The sequence below is a fragment of the Hyalangium versicolor genome (assembly GCF_020103695.1).
Taxonomy (GTDB): Bacteria; Myxococcota; Myxococcia; order Myxococcales; family Myxococcaceae; genus Hyalangium; species Hyalangium versicolor.
In genome coordinates, this window is record NZ_JAHXBF010000030.1 from 15,742 (window position 1) to 30,195 (window position 14,454).

The 14,454-nt window shown below is 68.2% G+C and carries 15 protein-coding genes; 4 read left to right on the forward strand and 11 right to left on the reverse strand.

The features are described 5' to 3' along the window. Window positions 1-9 precede the first annotated feature (9 nt). Complete coding sequence (gluQRS, locus tag KY501_RS43215; protein WP_224370161.1) at window positions 10-954, reverse strand: tRNA glutamyl-Q(34) synthetase GluQRS; 945 nt, start codon at window positions 952-954, stop codon at window positions 10-12. Then, window positions 951-2,177, reverse strand: a complete 1,227-nt coding sequence (locus KY501_RS43220; protein WP_224370346.1) for a peptidase associated/transthyretin-like domain-containing protein — start codon at window positions 2,175-2,177, stop codon at window positions 951-953. Before KY501_RS43220 ends, gluQRS begins: the two co-directional genes overlap by 4 nt. Window positions 2,178-2,333: 156 nt before the next feature. Here KY501_RS43220 and KY501_RS43225 point away from each other — a divergent pair, with 156 nt between their 5' ends. Both KY501_RS43225 and KY501_RS43230 read left to right on the forward strand, forming a co-directional pair. Further along, window positions 2,334-3,194, forward strand: a complete 861-nt coding sequence (locus KY501_RS43225; RefSeq protein WP_224370163.1) for a metallophosphoesterase family protein — start codon at window positions 2,334-2,336, stop codon at window positions 3,192-3,194. A gap of 40 nt (window positions 3,195-3,234) precedes the next feature. After that, on the forward strand, window positions 3,235-4,848 hold the full coding sequence (locus tag KY501_RS43230) for an adenylate/guanylate cyclase domain-containing protein (protein ID WP_224370165.1): 1,614 nt from the start codon (window positions 3,235-3,237) through the stop codon (window positions 4,846-4,848). 4 nt (window positions 4,849-4,852) lie between these two features. Here the strand turns inward: KY501_RS43230 and KY501_RS43235 are convergent, their stop codons facing one another. After that, window positions 4,853-5,296, reverse strand: coding sequence for a hypothetical protein (locus KY501_RS43235; RefSeq protein ID WP_224370167.1), 444 nt, complete (start codon window positions 5,294-5,296; stop codon window positions 4,853-4,855). Window positions 5,297-5,550: 254 nt separating this feature from the next. On the opposite strand from KY501_RS43235, the gene KY501_RS43240 reads away from it, so the two are divergent. After that, the gene (locus KY501_RS43240; protein ID WP_224370169.1) at window positions 5,551-6,309 is read left to right on the forward strand and encodes a ferritin-like domain-containing protein; all 759 of its coding nucleotides are present in this window, start codon (window positions 5,551-5,553) and stop codon (window positions 6,307-6,309) included. A 9-nt stretch (window positions 6,310-6,318) separates the two neighbouring features. On the opposite strand, the gene KY501_RS43245 is transcribed toward KY501_RS43240, so the two are convergent. The 5 genes from KY501_RS43245 to rlmN all read right to left on the reverse strand — a co-directional run bounded on the left by KY501_RS43245 (window position 6,319) and on the right by rlmN (window position 10,215). Next, window positions 6,319-7,179 (reverse strand): aldo/keto reductase, encoded by an 861-nt coding sequence (locus KY501_RS43245; protein ID WP_224370171.1) that lies wholly within the window; start codon window positions 7,177-7,179, stop codon window positions 6,319-6,321. Between the two features lie 91 nt (window positions 7,180-7,270). Then, a complete protein-coding gene (locus KY501_RS43250; RefSeq protein ID WP_224370173.1) occupies window positions 7,271-7,432 on the reverse strand; it encodes a hypothetical protein in 162 nt (53 codons plus the stop codon). Further along, entirely contained in the window at window positions 7,429-7,962 is a 534-nt protein-coding gene (locus tag KY501_RS43255; protein ID WP_224370175.1) for a hypothetical protein, read from the reverse strand. The genes KY501_RS43250 and KY501_RS43255 overlap by 4 nt, the downstream gene beginning before the upstream one ends. After that, window positions 7,959-8,987 (reverse strand): type IV pilus twitching motility protein PilT, encoded by a 1,029-nt coding sequence (locus KY501_RS43260; protein ID WP_224370177.1) that lies wholly within the window; start codon window positions 8,985-8,987, stop codon window positions 7,959-7,961. The genes KY501_RS43255 and KY501_RS43260 overlap by 4 nt, the downstream gene beginning before the upstream one ends. A gap of 139 nt (window positions 8,988-9,126) precedes the next feature. Beyond that, the gene (gene rlmN, locus KY501_RS43265; RefSeq protein WP_224370179.1) at window positions 9,127-10,215 is read right to left on the reverse strand and encodes a dual-specificity RNA methyltransferase RlmN; all 1,089 of its coding nucleotides are present in this window, start codon (window positions 10,213-10,215) and stop codon (window positions 9,127-9,129) included. A 172-nt stretch (window positions 10,216-10,387) separates the two neighbouring features. Between rlmN and KY501_RS43270 the strand changes: the two genes are divergently transcribed. Further along, a complete protein-coding gene (locus KY501_RS43270; protein ID WP_224370181.1) occupies window positions 10,388-11,872 on the forward strand; it encodes a glutamate-cysteine ligase family protein in 1,485 nt (494 codons plus the stop codon). A gap of 30 nt (window positions 11,873-11,902) precedes the next feature. Here the strand turns inward: KY501_RS43270 and KY501_RS43275 are convergent, their stop codons facing one another. The 3 genes from KY501_RS43275 to KY501_RS43285 are packed head-to-tail and all read right to left on the reverse strand — an operon-like array spanning window position 11,903 to window position 14,288. Beyond that, entirely contained in the window at window positions 11,903-12,667 is a 765-nt protein-coding gene (locus KY501_RS43275; protein ID WP_224370183.1) for a LytR/AlgR family response regulator transcription factor, read from the reverse strand. Further along, window positions 12,664-13,719 carry a sensor histidine kinase gene (locus KY501_RS43280; RefSeq protein WP_224370185.1) on the reverse strand — a complete coding sequence of 352 codons (1,056 nt, stop codon included), beginning with the start codon at window positions 13,717-13,719 and terminating at the stop codon, window positions 12,664-12,666. Before KY501_RS43280 ends, KY501_RS43275 begins: the two co-directional genes overlap by 4 nt. After that, window positions 13,716-14,288, reverse strand: a complete 573-nt coding sequence (locus KY501_RS43285) for a sugar transferase (protein ID WP_224370187.1) — start codon at window positions 14,286-14,288, stop codon at window positions 13,716-13,718. Before KY501_RS43285 ends, KY501_RS43280 begins: the two co-directional genes overlap by 4 nt. Between the last annotated feature and the right edge of the window lie 166 nt (window positions 14,289-14,454).

Here is a 14,454-nt window from a genome sequence, read left to right on the forward strand (position 1 = left end):
CGGGAGGACTCAGCTCAGTCCGAGCGCGGTGACGAGCGTCTGTTCCTGGGCGATCACGGGGACGCGAGGCAGCGACTCGGAGCGGAAGCGGCGGACCAGCTCCTCGAGCGTGACGGGGCTCCCATCTCCCAGGCCGCTCCACGCCGCGAGCAGGCCGAGGACCCGCTCCGGTGGCAGATCGCGCTCTCTCAGCTCGGCCAGGGCGAACGCTCCCTCGCGCTTGGCGAGCCGTTTGCCGTCCTCTCCCAGCACCAGGGGCACGTGGAAGAACTCGGGCGGGCGCAGCTGGAGCGAGGCGTAGAGCTGGAGCTGGCGCGGCGTGGAGCTGAGCAGGTCGTCTCCGCGCAGCACGTGGGTGATGGCCGTGGCGGCATCGTCCACCACCACCGCGAGTTGGTAGCTGGCCACGCCGTCGTTGCGTCGAACCACGAAGTCTCCCACCACCGTCTCCACGTCCTGGGAGTAGGAGCCTTGCAGCCCGTCCACGAAGTGCACCTCGCCGGGTTGGGCGCGGAAGCGGTATGCGGGGGCGCGCGTGCGGGCACGCTCGGAGATCTCGGACGAGGAGAGCCGGGCGCAGGTGCCCGGGTAGCGGGGCCCCTCATCGCTCAGGCCATGGGGAGCGCTCGCCGCGCGGGCAATCTCCGCCCGGGTGCAGAAGCAGGGATAGACGAGCCCCGCTCGCTCCAATTGGGCTTGGGCCTCCCGGTACAGCTCATCGCGCGCGCTCTGGAAGAGAGGAGTCTCGTCCCAGGTGAGCCCCAGCCACTCCATGTCCCGCATCAGGTCATCGACATACTGGGGGCGGCAGCGCGCACGGTCGAGGTCCTCCACGCGCAGGAGGAACTGGCCTCCCGCGGCGCGGGCCTGGAGCCATCCGAGCAGCGCGCTGCGAGCGTTGCCGAGGTGCATGCGCCCGGTGGGGCTGGGAGCGAAGCGGCCACGAAAGCTCATGGGCGGATCAGGGGCTTCCTGGGAGCGAGGGGGGCTCTGTCTGGCGTAGGGGCCACCACGGGCTTGGGCACGTTCAGGGGCTTGTCCTCCACCGGGTACTTCACCTGGGAGGGACGGGCCGCCGGGCCCGCTCCGGGGGACGGGGTGGCGGGGAGAGTGACGGGATCGCCCGCCTGGGAGCCACGGGCGGCAAGGGTGGAGGCCAGCTCTCGCAGCGGGGGACCGGCGTCGAGGAGATCCGTGTCCAGCGCGATGCGAGGCAGCCGGCGCGGCGCCTTGGCGTCCGGAGCGAGCACGAAGACATCAAGGGCGAGGCCTGTGCTGGTCCGCGATACCGTGCCGAAGACGACGAACTCCGCGCGCAGGGTCTGGCCGGCCGCCTTCGCCGCATCCACCGCTGCCGAATCCAGTCGATTCCCGGCAAGCGCTGCGGCGAGTGTCGCCTCCGAGCCCTCACCTGTAGGTTGCACCTTCACCTCGACCTCCTTGCCACTCACCGTCTCGACGATGCCGCCGACGCTCTCCCCCGAGGGCAGCACCGCGCGCCACAGGTGGCCTCCGGGAGGGACGTCCACCACTCGGACCGGAGTGTTCTCCACGGGTTGTCCCTCGAGAGTCACGGGGACCCCCGGAGGCACGGAGACGAAGCGCACGGTGCCGCGAGGCTGTTCCCGGAGGGCCGTGTGCGTGCGCTCCACCGTGCGCGCGAAGAGGGCGGAAGTGGAAGCCAGTGGGGGGACACGTCCCGGAACGAGCGTCAGGGCAAAAGTGAGAGCGCGCGCGGCTTCCTCATCCCGGCCCTGGGAGTAGCGGATCGCAGCGCGCAGGGAGTAGGCATCCGCCAACTCGTTCCCGTTCGGCAGAGACATCGCCACGGTGGCATAGGCATCGAGCGCCTGCCCGATCGAAGCATCCGCGCCAGCGAAGTCTCGCTTCTGCCGCCGCGCCTCGGCCTCCTTCACCGCGGCGCGAGCCTGGGTGAGCGGATCTGGAGGAGGTTCCGTTGCGGATGGTTCAGCCAGCTCCAGGCCTTCGACGCCTCGCACCTCGGTGGCGAGCCGCTGCGTCACCCGGGGGCCTGCTCGGCCGGGCACATCCCCGGAGATCGCCTGGAAGGGGAGCACGGCCACACGCCGGGGCGCCTGCTGGGCACCGCTGGAGGTGCCCAGGAGCAGGCCGAGGAGGAGCACGGTTCGCATCGGGAAGCTGGAGATGTGAGCCATCGGAATCAAGGGTAGCTCTCGTACCCCGCCGAGGGCTGTCAGTCGAGGGAGAGGCATGGTCGATTTTGCTCGAGCACTGCTGAACGCGCTTCCCTCGGGGGGCGGCTCGGCGAGAATGTTCTCCCCGCTGCGGGCCGTTGCTGCCCGGGATCCTCCATGCGCTTCGTCCATTGCTCTGACGTCCACATCACCGCTGACTATTTCGCGCAGCCCTTCTTCCGGCTCGGCTGGCGTCGCTGGTTGGCCTTCGCGGAGCTGACGGTCGGTGGCCGGGCCCGAGCCTACCGCCGTGCTCCGGAGACGCTCGCCACCATCGCTCGTGAGGCCCGGGAGAAGAACGCTGATCACTTCATCCTCTCGGGAGATCTCACTGCCTACGCTCTGGACAGTGAGTTCGAGGGTGCTCGGGCCGCGCTCGGCGAGCTGGTCGAGGATCGAAGCCGCTGCACCGTCATCCCCGGCAACCACGATGTCTACACGCCGGGCAGCCACCGCAGCAGGCGCTTCGAGCGCTACTTCGGGCACCTGCTGGAGAGCGACCTTCCCGAGCACTGCCGGGAGGACGCCTTTCCCGTCGTCCGGCTGGTGGGCAAGGAGGCTGCCGTCGTAGGCCTCAAGTCCGCCCGGGTTCCTCCCGTCCCGGGGATTGCGCAGGGCTTCATCGGCCCAGCACAGCTCGAGGGGCTCGCGGCCATCGTGAAGGATCCGCGAGTGGCCGGACGGGCCGTGCTAGCGGTGGTTCACCATGCGCCTTTGACGCATCACGGAAAGGCGGACGGGTGGTTCCACGGGCTCAAGGATGCGGAGGCGCTCTGCAGGCTCCTGCCGGGGCCTCGCCACGCCGTGCTGCATGGCCACATCCACCACCGCTACCACCACGTCGCCACTGACGCGCGCCCCCACATCTTCGGAGCGGGCTCCTCCACCCAGGAGGGACGTGAGGGGTACTGGGTCATCGAAGCCTCCGAGGGTCGGATCACCGGCGGTGAGATGCACGTTCCCCACCTCTCGGGGTGACCTGTGACAGCGGGCCCAGAGGGCTGTAGAACCTCAGGCCATGAAAGCGTCGTATGCGCTGCCCGCGGAGCCTTCGCTGGAGGAACTCCGATCGCTTCGTCACCTCCATCGCACGCTGGATGAGCTGCTGGAGGAGAGCCTCAAGGAGCGCGAGAGTCTCCACCAGACGTTCGACCGGTGCCTGCCGCGAATCCTGGAGCTGACCGGCGCGCGTGCCATCGCCGTCACCACGCGCAACGAGGAGCTGGCCGAGCAGACCTGGACCGAGGGCCCCTGGGGAGAGCGCCACTCCAGCATCCTCCTGGAAGAAGCCAACGGCGTGCGGCCTCTGGAGGACGGCACGGTCGTCACCCAGCCGCTGGATGTCGTGGGGACACAGGTGGGCTCCATCGGGTTGTTCTTCGCCGGGGACCACACCGGCGTGAAGGAGTCCGCGCGGATCCTCCGCATCCTGGAGACCGTGGCCGAGCTGCTCGACACCGTGCTGTGCCTGGTCCACACAGCCGCCGAGAAGCAGCAGCTCCTCCTTCAGTGCAACCAGCTCCTGTCCAACCCCGTCTTCGAGGTGGGCATGGATCAGGCCGTGCTCGCGCTGGCCCAGCGGGTGCGGCTGCCGGGCTTCCTGCTCCTGTACCGGGACGCGGTGCGCCCGCAGGTGCTGCACTACCGCACCTGGCGCCACGGTCACCTGGAGTACGAGAGCACCGAGCGGCCTGGTCCGCACCTGGAGCGCCTCATCCAGAAGCACGGACCGGAGTTGCTCAACCGCGTGGATGGCTCGCTGCGTCAGTTGTTCGGTCAGGCGCGCGGCCGCACCTCGGAGGTGGTGCTCATCTCGGGGGCTTCTTCCAGTGAGCACCTGGGGAAGATCGTCCTCTGGAGCGATGAGGGCTTCTCCGCGTACACGATGGAGATCGTCCGGCTGCTGGCCTCGGGCCTGAGCCAGCGGCTGCTGGACTACAACCGCGAGCGCATCCACCTCTCGCAGTTCTTCCGCAGCAGCACCATTGATGAGTTGCTGAGGGATCCGGCCTACGCCAATCACCTCCGGGCGCAGGATCAGGAACTCGGCATCCTCTTCGCGGACATCAACGGCTTCACCCGTATCTGCGAGCAGGGCTTCGACAGCCCCAAGAGCATCGGTCGCTTCGTGGATGAGTGGAGCGCGCACGTCGTGGGTTCCATCTGGGAGTGCGGTGGCGTGTTCGACAAGATGGTGGGCGACTGCGTCATCGGTCTGTTCGGTCCGCCCTTCTTCGAGACCTCGCTCACCCAGCGCGCGGAGGCCGCGCTGCGCGCCGCGCTGGAGATCCAGCAGTACACCGCCGCGCTGAGCGCTCGGGATGAGGTGATGGAGCTCTGCAAACGAGTGGAGCTGCCCGGGTTGGGCGTGGCCGTCGGCGTGAACCTGGCCCACGCCAACTGTGGACTGTTCGGGCCCAACCGGCAGTACACCGCCTTCTCCACGGGCATGAACCAGACGGCGCGGTTGCAGTCGCTCGGCGGCTTCCGCGAGACGCTCGTGATGGAGAGCGCGCAGCAGGCGCTCAGCCAGTCCCAGGAGCCCTGGGTCCGGGAGCTGAAGTTCGGTCCGCTCGTGGAGACGCCCGTGAAGAACGTGGGCCAGCCGCTGCGCTACTACAAGGTGACGTGAGCCCTCAGGCCTGGAGCCGCGTGCCGGCGTAGCGCCGCACGAAGTGGATCCACCGGCGCTCGTCCACCTCCACCTGCCACTCGGTGTTGGGCGTCAGCGGCATGCGCGTGCGCAGGAACGTCTCCAGATGATCCGCGGCCTTCACCGGCGTGAGCCCGGGCGCGCGGAAGGCCACGCGGAGGAAGACCTCGAGCGTCGAGGACACCTCCACACTGGCGCAGATGCGCAGCGGACCGACGCGCCGTTGGTAGAGCGCGTTTTGAGCGGGGCGCGCGGAGGGATCCTCCGACTGTTGCTCGATGGAGAGCCAGTTGGAGGGCAACAGGATGAAGTCGAGCAGATCCGTGCTCGCTTCCTCCACCGTCGCATGCTCATGGATGGCCAGCTGCATCGCCCCACCTCCGTCGGTGTTGCCACCACGAAGAATGTGCCCACGTGCCGAGTCCATGCAAGAGGCCTCGGTGTTCTTTGCGAGGAGTGTCCACCAGCCACCGCGCATCGCGTGTCGTCGTAGTGGAAACCCGCATCCGTTGACACTGGACGGCGCCCCGCGCGCGAGCAGGCGAAGCGGCTGAGTGGCCGATGCGACCGCTCGCAGGTCCGGCGCGACCGCTCGGGCGGCCTGTTGCTCCGAGCGCTCGGGACTGAGGCATTTCTTCTTCACGAGACGGACGCGGCGCGCGTCCTGTGAAGGAGAAGTCCATGCGGTGGAGCGATTGGCGACGACACTTCGAGATGAACCGGCAGCGTCCTTTGCCCGAGGGACTGGAGCGAGTGGAGGAGGTGCCCGAGGCGTGGCGCTCTGCGTTGTTGGGGTCTCTGGCGACCTTCCAACTGGGTGAGGCGGGCGAGGGACGCATCGCGCATGAGATCGACCGTGCGCAGTTGCCTGGGATCGACGCGGACTACCGCACGGCGTTGAAGCTCTTCGTGGCGGAGGAGGGGCGACATGCACGCATCCTTGGGCTGATGGTGCGAGGCCTGGGTGGGAAGCTGCTGGCGCGCAACTGGACCGAGCGCCTCTTCGTCTTCGGGCGCCGGCTGTTGGGGTTGCGGCTGAAGCTGATGGTGCTGCTGGTGGCGGAGGTGATTGGCGGCGCTTTCTATGGACTGCTGGCCTCTCGGCTGCCGGAGGGCGGGATGCGGCGCGCGCTGGAGCAGATCTGCGAGGACGAGCAGCACCACCTGGATTTCCACGGCGAGTTCTTCGCGCGGCAGGGCTGGGGCGTGCCGATGCGCGCGGTGTGGCAGGCGGTGTGGTGGAGCCTCGCGCTGGCGGCGATGGGCGTGGTGCTGGTGGATCACCGCCGCACGCTGCGGACGATGGGCATTCCCGTCTCGGAGACGGTGCGGGCCTTCGTGGGACTGGTGCGCGAGGCCGCGAGCCACCTGCCCGTGTTTCCCGAGCACGGGGCTCGTGCGGCCCGCGTCAGTCCCGAGGTGAGGGTGAGTGAGCGGTAGGCTCGGCGCTCACCGGGCCAGCTCGCGCACTTCGTCGGGAGTCAGCTTCACGGCGGCGGCGGCGGTGTTCTCCTCCAGGTGCTTGACGGAGGAGGTGCCCGGGATGGGGAGCATCACGGGCGAGCGGTTCAACAGCCACGCCAGCGCGAGCTGTCCCGGAGTGACGTTGTGGCGCTTCGCGGCCTGGGCGAGCGGGCTGTCGCCTCGGGCCAGCTCACTGGCCGCGAGCGGGTACCACGGCAGGAAGCCGAGACCCTCCTTCTCGCACTCCGTGAGCACGGCCTCGCTGTTCCGGTCCGCGAGGTTGTAGCGGTTCTGGACCGAGACGATGGGGACGATCTTCCGCGCCACGCGCAGCTGTTCCACGGAGACGTTGGACAGGCCTACGTGCCGGATCTTCCCCTGCTCGCGCAGCCGAGCGATCGTGCCCACCGAGTCCTCGAAGGGGACCTTCGGGTCCACGGTGTGCAGTTGGTACAGATCGATGCGCTCGACGCGCAGCTTGCGCAGGCTGCCCTCCAGGTCCTTCGTGAGTTGCTCGGGAGAACAGGCGGCGTGCCACCCACTGGGGCCGCTGCGGGTAAGGCCTCCCTTGGTGGCGATGAGGAGCCCTTGGGGGTACGGGTGGAGCGTCTCGCCGATGATGCGCTCGGAGACGTCGGGCCCGTAGGAGGCGGCGGTGTCGATGAGGTTGATGCCCAGTTCGAGGGCTCGGCGGAGCACGCGCTTGCACTCCTCGATGTCCCGGGGCTCTCCCCAGATGCCCTGGCCGGTGATGCGCATGGCTCCGAAGCCCATGCGGTTGACGGTCATGTCACCGAGACGGAACGTGCCGGCGGCAGCGGCGGGGAGCGGGGCAGAGGCGGCCATGGCGGATCTCCAGGGTGGGAGTCGTGCAAGCTAACGAGGCTTCGGATGAAAGAGGTGTTACTTCTCTGAATCTGTTGGTTCCAAGGCAGGATCAGCGGTTGCCAGGAGCCAGTCGAGAGCTTCCCCCATGGGAGATGAGGAGGCGCAGCCGGCTGTTGAGTTCGGCCTTGTGGTCCACCCCATGGATCGCGAGGTCCTTGATGGCTTTCTGGGTGGACGCATCTCTGTCCACCCATGGCTTCTTGCGGCTCAAGGCGGGTTCTCCAAGAGTCCGGCTCGAGTTGCCAGGAGGCTGTTCTCCAGGGTGCCGGGAATCCGGCCAGCACGGTAGTCCACCAGCCATTCCTCGGGAGAGCGCCCGGTCTGCTGTTCGAAGGACTCCCGTTCGTGCTTCGGATCGATCTGCTGGAGCCGGTATGGATCGATCTCGTTCCCCTGAAGCCAACTGGAGAGCCCTGGTACGTCGCTGAGGCTCTGGACTCCTTCTCCGCCGCGGAGCAGGAGGAGGACGACGGGGCTGCGACGGTCGAGCAGGGCGTCTCTGCGGCCATCCAGGGTCAGGAGGGCTTGACGCTCGTCCGGCGGCGCCAGGAAGAGAAATGCGTCAGGTGTCTGGAAGGACGCGGACACGTCCGATGAGCGCTGAACCTTGCTGCCGATGGGGAGCAGGGACTCCATCTCGGAGACGAGTTCCTCCAGCAGGCCCGCATCTTCATACAGGACCGCGATGATGGGATTGCCGCTCCGCAGGGCTCTCCACAGAGTGGCGGATGCATCCCTCATGACGTGAGGGTCCCCGAGTACTGCGGCAGGTTGTTCATACGGACGAGGACCCTTCCTGACTCTTCGTATTCGAGGAGCAGGCCGTGTGTGAGCAGACGGATGCGTCTCTCGAGCGGAATCTCCAGCCCTTCCTCCCCATTCACGCTATCGAGAACGTGCATGTCGCCATCCCTCAGGATGCGAAGAAGGCTCTCTTTCTGGTCGAGGATCGCAGCTTGGAGATCCTCCGCGACGAAGAACTCACGGCCAGCGATGGTGGCGTATCCTCCTGCGCTTCGGAGGAGCTGAAGAAACGTCCTGGGCAATCCGCTGCTCGCGACGGCCGCGAACTCGAGAAGCTGCTCCTGTGATGGCTCCAACGTTTGGAGCCCCATCCGCAGACAGAAGATCTCCTTCAAGAAGGATCGGCCTTTGTCCCAGCCGGTTCCGATCTTTCGGAAGACGGGCACGGGCCGTATGTGGAAGGGCCGTAGCTCTGTGAGGAACTCATAGCCCTCAGGCCCCGTGACGAGCTCCAGCGGGGTCACGATGACGAGTTCCGCTTCTTCCCTGAGAGTCAGCAGGGTTCGAATCGCTTGCCGCGCAACATCTCCCGGGCACTTCTCCAGACCGTCCAGGAGCAGGGCGACGGATTGTTGCGTGCTTGCCCGGCGGATTTCTCTGAGCCAAGAGAGCAGGTCGTTCCGGCTCGGGCGAGCATGCGGGTTGGCCATACTGTCTGGGGGAGTACGGAAGTTGAAGGCACTGCTATTCCAGCCCAAGTGCTGGTTCAAGTGCGTCGCGGATTGAGCGAGCTGGTGACCGATGTGGAGGAACATCGAGCCGTCATCCAACTGGCGCATGTCCATCAGGCGATCAAAAGGGATCAGCGCGGTGAGGAAGTGGCTTGTGAGGGCGCTGGACGCAGCCGCTAGCTCGGTGCTCTTCCCGCTCCCGACCGGGCCTACCACTGCGATGGGACCCATCCGAGCTTTGACCAGGGAGGCCAGCCGGTCGGCGTTGTTGCTCGGACGCTCGACGCGCAAGGCATCTCCCGCCGCAAGTGGGCGGTGGGGCGCGAGACGGTTCCAGTCCAGTGGACTCATGAATTCACCCTAGCCGATCTCCTTCCCTCCTAGAGATCTTTGCCTTGCGCGGCTGCGGGTGGAAATCAGGCCGCGGCGCTCAGCGAGTTGCCGGAAGTGAACGGCGCGGACGCTCCACCGCGGCCTTGAGCTGGCCACAGCCGGCGTCGATGTCGATGCCTCGACGCTGACGCACGGTGCTGGGCAGCCCGTAGGAGGCCAGCACGTCCTGGAATGCGCGCACAGCCGCCGGATCGCTGGGCGTTCCGCCAAAGCCCACCGTGGGGTTGAGCGGGATGACGTTGACGTGGGCGTCCATGCCCTGCAAGAGCTGCCCGAGCGCGTGGGCCTGCTGCGGCGTGTCGTTCTTGCCGGCGATGAGGGTCCACTCGAAGAAGATGCGGCGCTTGCGCTTCTCGCTGTAGTAGCGGCACGCCTCCATCAACTCGTCGAGAAGCCAGCGCTTGCCCACGGGCACCAGCGCGGCGCGCTCCGCATCCGTGGCGCCGTGGAGGCTGACGGCGAGCTGCACCGGACGGTCCTCGTCGGCCAGCCGGCGGATGCCGGGCACCACGCCCACGGTGCTCAGGGTGATGAAGCGCGGGCCGATGGCCAGGCCCAACTGGTCCACGAGGATGTCCACCGCCTCCATCGTGCCGTCGTAGTTGTGGAGGGGTTCGCCCATGCCCATGAGGACGATGTTGCGCAGGGACTCGCCGGACTGGCGCAGGATGCCGGTGACGTGGAGCACCTGGGCGACGATCTCCCCGGGGCTCAGGTGGCGCACGAGCCCCATCTGCCCGGTGGCACAGAAGACGCAGCCCATGGCACAGCCGGCCTGCGTGCTGATGCACACCGTGGCGCGGCCCTTGAAACGCATCAGCACCGTCTCGATGGTCTGCCCGTCGTCCATGCGCAGCAGCAGCTTGTGCGTGTAGCCGTCGCTGCTGAATGTCTCGTGGTGCACGGAAGGGCGGCGCAGGCAGGCGCGCTCACGCAGGAGCTTCACCAGGTCCGGCCGCAGCACTCCGTCCAGCGCGTCGAGAGACTGCACCTGCTGCCGGTAGAGGGCCTCCCAGAGCGCATCCCGATGGAAGGCGCTGAAACCCCAGCCCGCGAGCATCTCGCCAAGGGCGGTGCGTGGCAGGTCGTACAGGTTGAGCAGGGGGGGCGAGGAAGCAGGCTGCATGGCGCTATCGAGCGATAACACACCTGCGCCAGGGAGTCGTCGGGGACGGCTGCCCAGGAAGCGGGCCAGCGGGCGCGGTGCGTCAAGCCAGGTCATTCTAGGGAGCGGCCGAGCAGGCGCGGCCTGAAAGGGGCCGCCTGCCGGGAATGAGAGGCATGCCCAGTCTCCAGGTATGGGTCTGGCGATCGAACGCGAGGAATTCTCTCCCGAGGACTACCGGCGTTTCTCACAGCGTCTCTTGGAGAACGTGGAGGCGCTGCGCGCCCTGCTCCAGCGTCCCGGCTTCGGCCTGGGGCCACGCACGGTGGGCGCCGAGTTGGAGATGTTCCTGGTGGACTCATCGGGGTTCCCGCTGCCGGTGAATCGGCAGGTGCTGGGGCAGACGGTGGATCCGCGGGTGACGCTGGAGATCAACCGCTTCAATCTGGAGACGAACCTGCGCCCCTCTCCGCTGGCCGGGCGGCCCTTCACGGCGCTGCGTGCGGAATTCGAGGACACACTGCGCGAGGTCCGTCGCGCGGCGGCCACGCAGGGAGCGCGGGTGGTGGTGACGGGGATCCTCCCCACGCTTCGCGAGAAGGACCTGGGCAGCAGCGCGCTGACGGGGATGCCTCGCTACCGGGCGCTGTCGGCGGCGATCCGGAGCCGCAGGGATGCCCCCTTCCAGGTGTCCATCTCGGGCGAGGACACGCTGTCACTCACCTGGGATGACGTGACGCTGGAGGGCGCCAACACGTCGCTCCAGTTCCACCTGCGCGTGGATCCGGCGGAGTTCGCGCGGATGTACAACGCGGCGCAGCTCGTGACGGCGCCGGTGCTGGCGGTGTCGACGAACTCGCCGCTCTTTCTCGGGCGCAGACTGTGGGACGAGACGCGGGTGGCGCTCTTCCGGCAGGCCGTGGACGACCGGGGGGACGCTCACGACAACTCCACGAGCCATGCGCGGGTGACGTTCGGTCACGGCTGGGCGCGGGAGGGTGCGCTGGAGCTGTTCTCGGAGGCGGTGGCGCTGCACGCGCCGCTGTTGCCCGTGGTGGGGCCTCAGTCTCCGCTGGAGTGCGTGGCGCGGGGAGAGCTGCCCGGCCTGGACGAGCTGCGGCTTCACCAGAGCACCATCTGGAACTGGAACCGCGCCATCTATGATCCGAAGTGCGGAGGCCACCTGCGCATCGAGTTCCGCGCCCTGCCGGCGGGGCCCTCGGTGGTGGACATGGTGGCCAACGGGGCGTTGCTGCTCGGGCTGACGCTGGGGATGGCGGGGGAGATGCACGCGCTCTTGCCGGCGATGCCGTTCCATTGTGCTCGGGGAAACTTCATCCGGGCCGCGCGGCAGGGAATGGATGCGGAGCTGCTCTGGCCCTCGGACAAGGCGCCTTCCCCTCGGCCCATACCGGTGACGGAGTTGGTGCCGAAGCTCCTGCCCGTCGCGCGGCGTGGCCTGGTGGAGGCGGGGGTGGATGCCTCCGAGGCGGATGAGCTGCTGGGCATCATCGAGGCCCGCGTGGCGGCACGGCGTACAGGGGCCACCTGGCAGCGGCGGACGCTGGCGAAGCTGGAGGAGCAGCTGCCGAAGCCGGATGCGCTGACCGCGCTGCTGGAGCGCTACAGCGAGCATGCGGAGTCCGGCGCGCCCGTACACCAGTGGCCCATGGATTGAGGCCCAGGTCCGCCGGGGGAGGACCCGCGCTCAGCCCTCTTCCTCGGGCCCTCGGCGTAGGCCCAGCATTCGCCGCAGCTCTCGAGCAGACTGGCGGCTGATCTCCACCGAGTGCCCCCGCGTGGTGCGCGCGATGTAGCCCCCCGTCTCCAGCGGCTCCAGCCGCGTCACATGGGCCAGATTCAGCAGCGCGCGACGGTGCACCCGCTGGAAGCCCTCCACCGGCAGCTTGTCGGCCAGCTCGTTCAGCGTGAAGTCCGTGAGGAACTCGCCCTGCGTGGTGAACACCGTGACCAGCTCTCCCTCCAGCGTCGCATGGGAGATGGTCTCCGGATCCACCAGGACGATGCCCTGCCGTGTCGGAATGGGCAGCCGCGTGAGCCCCTTCGTACTCGGAGCCTGTCCCTTTGCCGGCTCCTCCACCTTCGGCCCGAGCCGCGCCCGCGCCCGGTCCAGCGCCTTCTGCAGCCGCGCGGCCTCCACGGGCTTGAGCACATAGTCCACCGCGCCGTGCTCGAAGGCATCCACCGCGTGCTCCGCATGGGCCGTGCACAGGATGACGCGCGGCCCGTCCTCGGGCAGCAGCGCCAGCGCATCCAGTCCGCTCAGCCCTGGCATGTGGATGTCCAGCAGGATGACGTCCAGGCCCCCCGCTCGAGCCGCCGCCAGCACGGCCTCTCCATCCGCCGCCTCGCCGCACACCTCCACGTCCGGAAAAGCGCTCAGCAGGCGCGTCAGGCGCTTGCGAGCGAGCATCTCGTCATCGGCGATGAGGACACGCAGGGACTGGCTCACGTGATGACTCCCAGCAAGGGGCCCGAGCGGGGCAGGGTGACGGTGACGCGGGTACGATCCTCAACGCTCTCCAACGACAACCGGGCTTTCCCACCGTAGGCCAGCGCGAGCCGTCGCTCCACCGTGGGCAGGCCCGTGCTGCCCGGCCGTGGACCCTTGGAAGCTCCCGGGTTTTCCAGGATGAACACCAGCGCATCGTCCCGTGAAGTCAGCTGGAGCGAGATGTGCCCACGGTGCCCCGCCGCCGGCCCATGCTTCACGGCGTTCTCCGCCAGCGGCAGCAGCATGAGCGGCGGTACCGGCACCTCACCCAGTCCCGGAGCCACCTCGAACGAGAGCTGGAACAGGTCGGGATCCCGCAGCAGATGCAGCTCGAACAGCGTGCGCAGCAGCTCCAACTCGCGCTCCAGTGGCCACGTCGCGCTGCGCACCCCCGCCAGCACGATGCGCAGCATGGCCGACAGTCGGAGCACAGCGGCCTCGGCCACGGCACCATCCGTGCGGCACCACTCGGCGATGGCGTTCAACGTGTTGAACAGGAAGTGCGGATCCAAGTGGCTGCGCAGCGCTAGGAGCTGGGCCTGCTCGGCCTCCAGTTGGAGCCGGGCAGCACGAGCGCGCTCCCGAGCCAGCGACTCCTCGAAGCCGATGTCCCGCCCCAATCCCCACCCTCCTACCAGGTACAGGGCGCCGCAGACGGCCAGGTTCACCGGCTGGGTGAGGAAGGTGGGCGCCATGCGCAACATCTTCGGCAACACGTAGCCCGAGGACAGCACCACCCCGGAGCCCACGGCTCCATACAGCAGCAGCCGCACGCCGCCGTGGCTCAGGTCGAGGCCCTCGGGGAAGAGGACGCGGTAGGAGACGGGCGCCACCGCCACGAACACCACGCACAGCAGGATGCCCAGGGGAACGGCCAGCGGATCCCGGCTGAACCGTCCCTGGGCGAACACGAGCGTTCCCGAAATCAACAGCAGCGGTGCCAACCGCTTGGGATTCATCAGCCCCAGCAGGGTGGCGCGGACGATGGAGCCTTCCTGGGACGCGATCATCTCGGCACGAGGTGAGCCGGCAGCGGGCGCGCCCCCCGGCGCTTGCCGACAACGTTGATCCAGGTGGTGCGGAAGAGAATGCGGATGTCCACGGTGGCGCTCCGGGTCCGAGCATACTCGGCATCCAGCTGCGCCGTGAGCGCCGCCCCCCGCGCCTGGCACACCTGCGCCAGTCCGGTGATACCCGGCGGCACATCGAAGCGAGCAGCCAGGGGAGGGTGCGCGGCGATCAGCCGCTCGGCGTCCTCGGGCGTCAGGGGACGGGGACCGACCAGGCTCATGTCTCCGATGAGGACATTGAAGAGCTGCGGCAGCTCATCCAGCCCGTGGTGGCGCAGCAGGTTCCCCAGCCGGGTGGGGCGCCGGGCCCGCATGTCCTCCTCGCACGTCATGGTGCGCAGCTTGAGGATGCGGAACACCCGGCGTCCCTGGCCCAAGCGGGGTTGGGTGAAGAACACGGGGCGGCCATCCACGATGAGCACCACCAGGGCGAGCACTCCCACGGCCAGCCCGAAGAAGGGCACCAGCGGCAGCATCAGGGCGAGATCCAACAGGCGCTTGCTCTTCACGGCGCCACCTCCGCCTCGGTCAGGTCCATGAGGATGGAGCCCACGAGCACCAGTGGGAACAGGAGGACAGCGCACAGAACCAGCAGCGGCATCGAGATCGACGTCATGGCTCACTCCGGGAAGGCTGATGGGAGTGAGGATGATGCCTCCCAGCCCCGACGTGGCC

Coding starts and splice junctions, on each gene's coding strand:
- KY501_RS43220 (WP_224370346.1), bottom strand. CDS start 2,177: ATGGCTCACATCTCCAGCTTCCCGATGCGAACCGTGCTCCTCCTCGGC.
- KY501_RS43235 (WP_224370167.1), bottom strand. CDS start 5,296: ATGGACTCGGCACGTGGGCACATTCTTCGTGGTGGCAACACCGACGGA.
- KY501_RS43280 (WP_224370185.1), bottom strand. CDS start 13,719: ATGATCGCGTCCCAGGAAGGCTCCATCGTCCGCGCCACCCTGCTGGGG.
- KY501_RS43240 (WP_224370169.1), top strand. CDS start 5,551: ATGCGGTGGAGCGATTGGCGACGACACTTCGAGATGAACCGGCAGCGT.
- rlmN (WP_224370179.1), bottom strand. CDS start 10,215: ATGCAGCCTGCTTCCTCGCCCCCCCTGCTCAACCTGTACGACCTGCCA.
- KY501_RS43245 (WP_224370171.1), bottom strand. CDS start 7,179: ATGGCCGCCTCTGCCCCGCTCCCCGCCGCTGCCGCCGGCACGTTCCGT.
- KY501_RS43230 (WP_224370165.1), top strand. CDS start 3,235: ATGAAAGCGTCGTATGCGCTGCCCGCGGAGCCTTCGCTGGAGGAACTC.
- KY501_RS43270 (WP_224370181.1), top strand. CDS start 10,388: ATGGGTCTGGCGATCGAACGCGAGGAATTCTCTCCCGAGGACTACCGG.
- gluQRS (WP_224370161.1), bottom strand. CDS start 954: ATGAGCTTTCGTGGCCGCTTCGCTCCCAGCCCCACCGGGCGCATGCAC.
- KY501_RS43255 (WP_224370175.1), bottom strand. CDS start 7,962: ATGAGGGATGCATCCGCCACTCTGTGGAGAGCCCTGCGGAGCGGCAAT.
- KY501_RS43225 (WP_224370163.1), top strand. CDS start 2,334: ATGCGCTTCGTCCATTGCTCTGACGTCCACATCACCGCTGACTATTTC.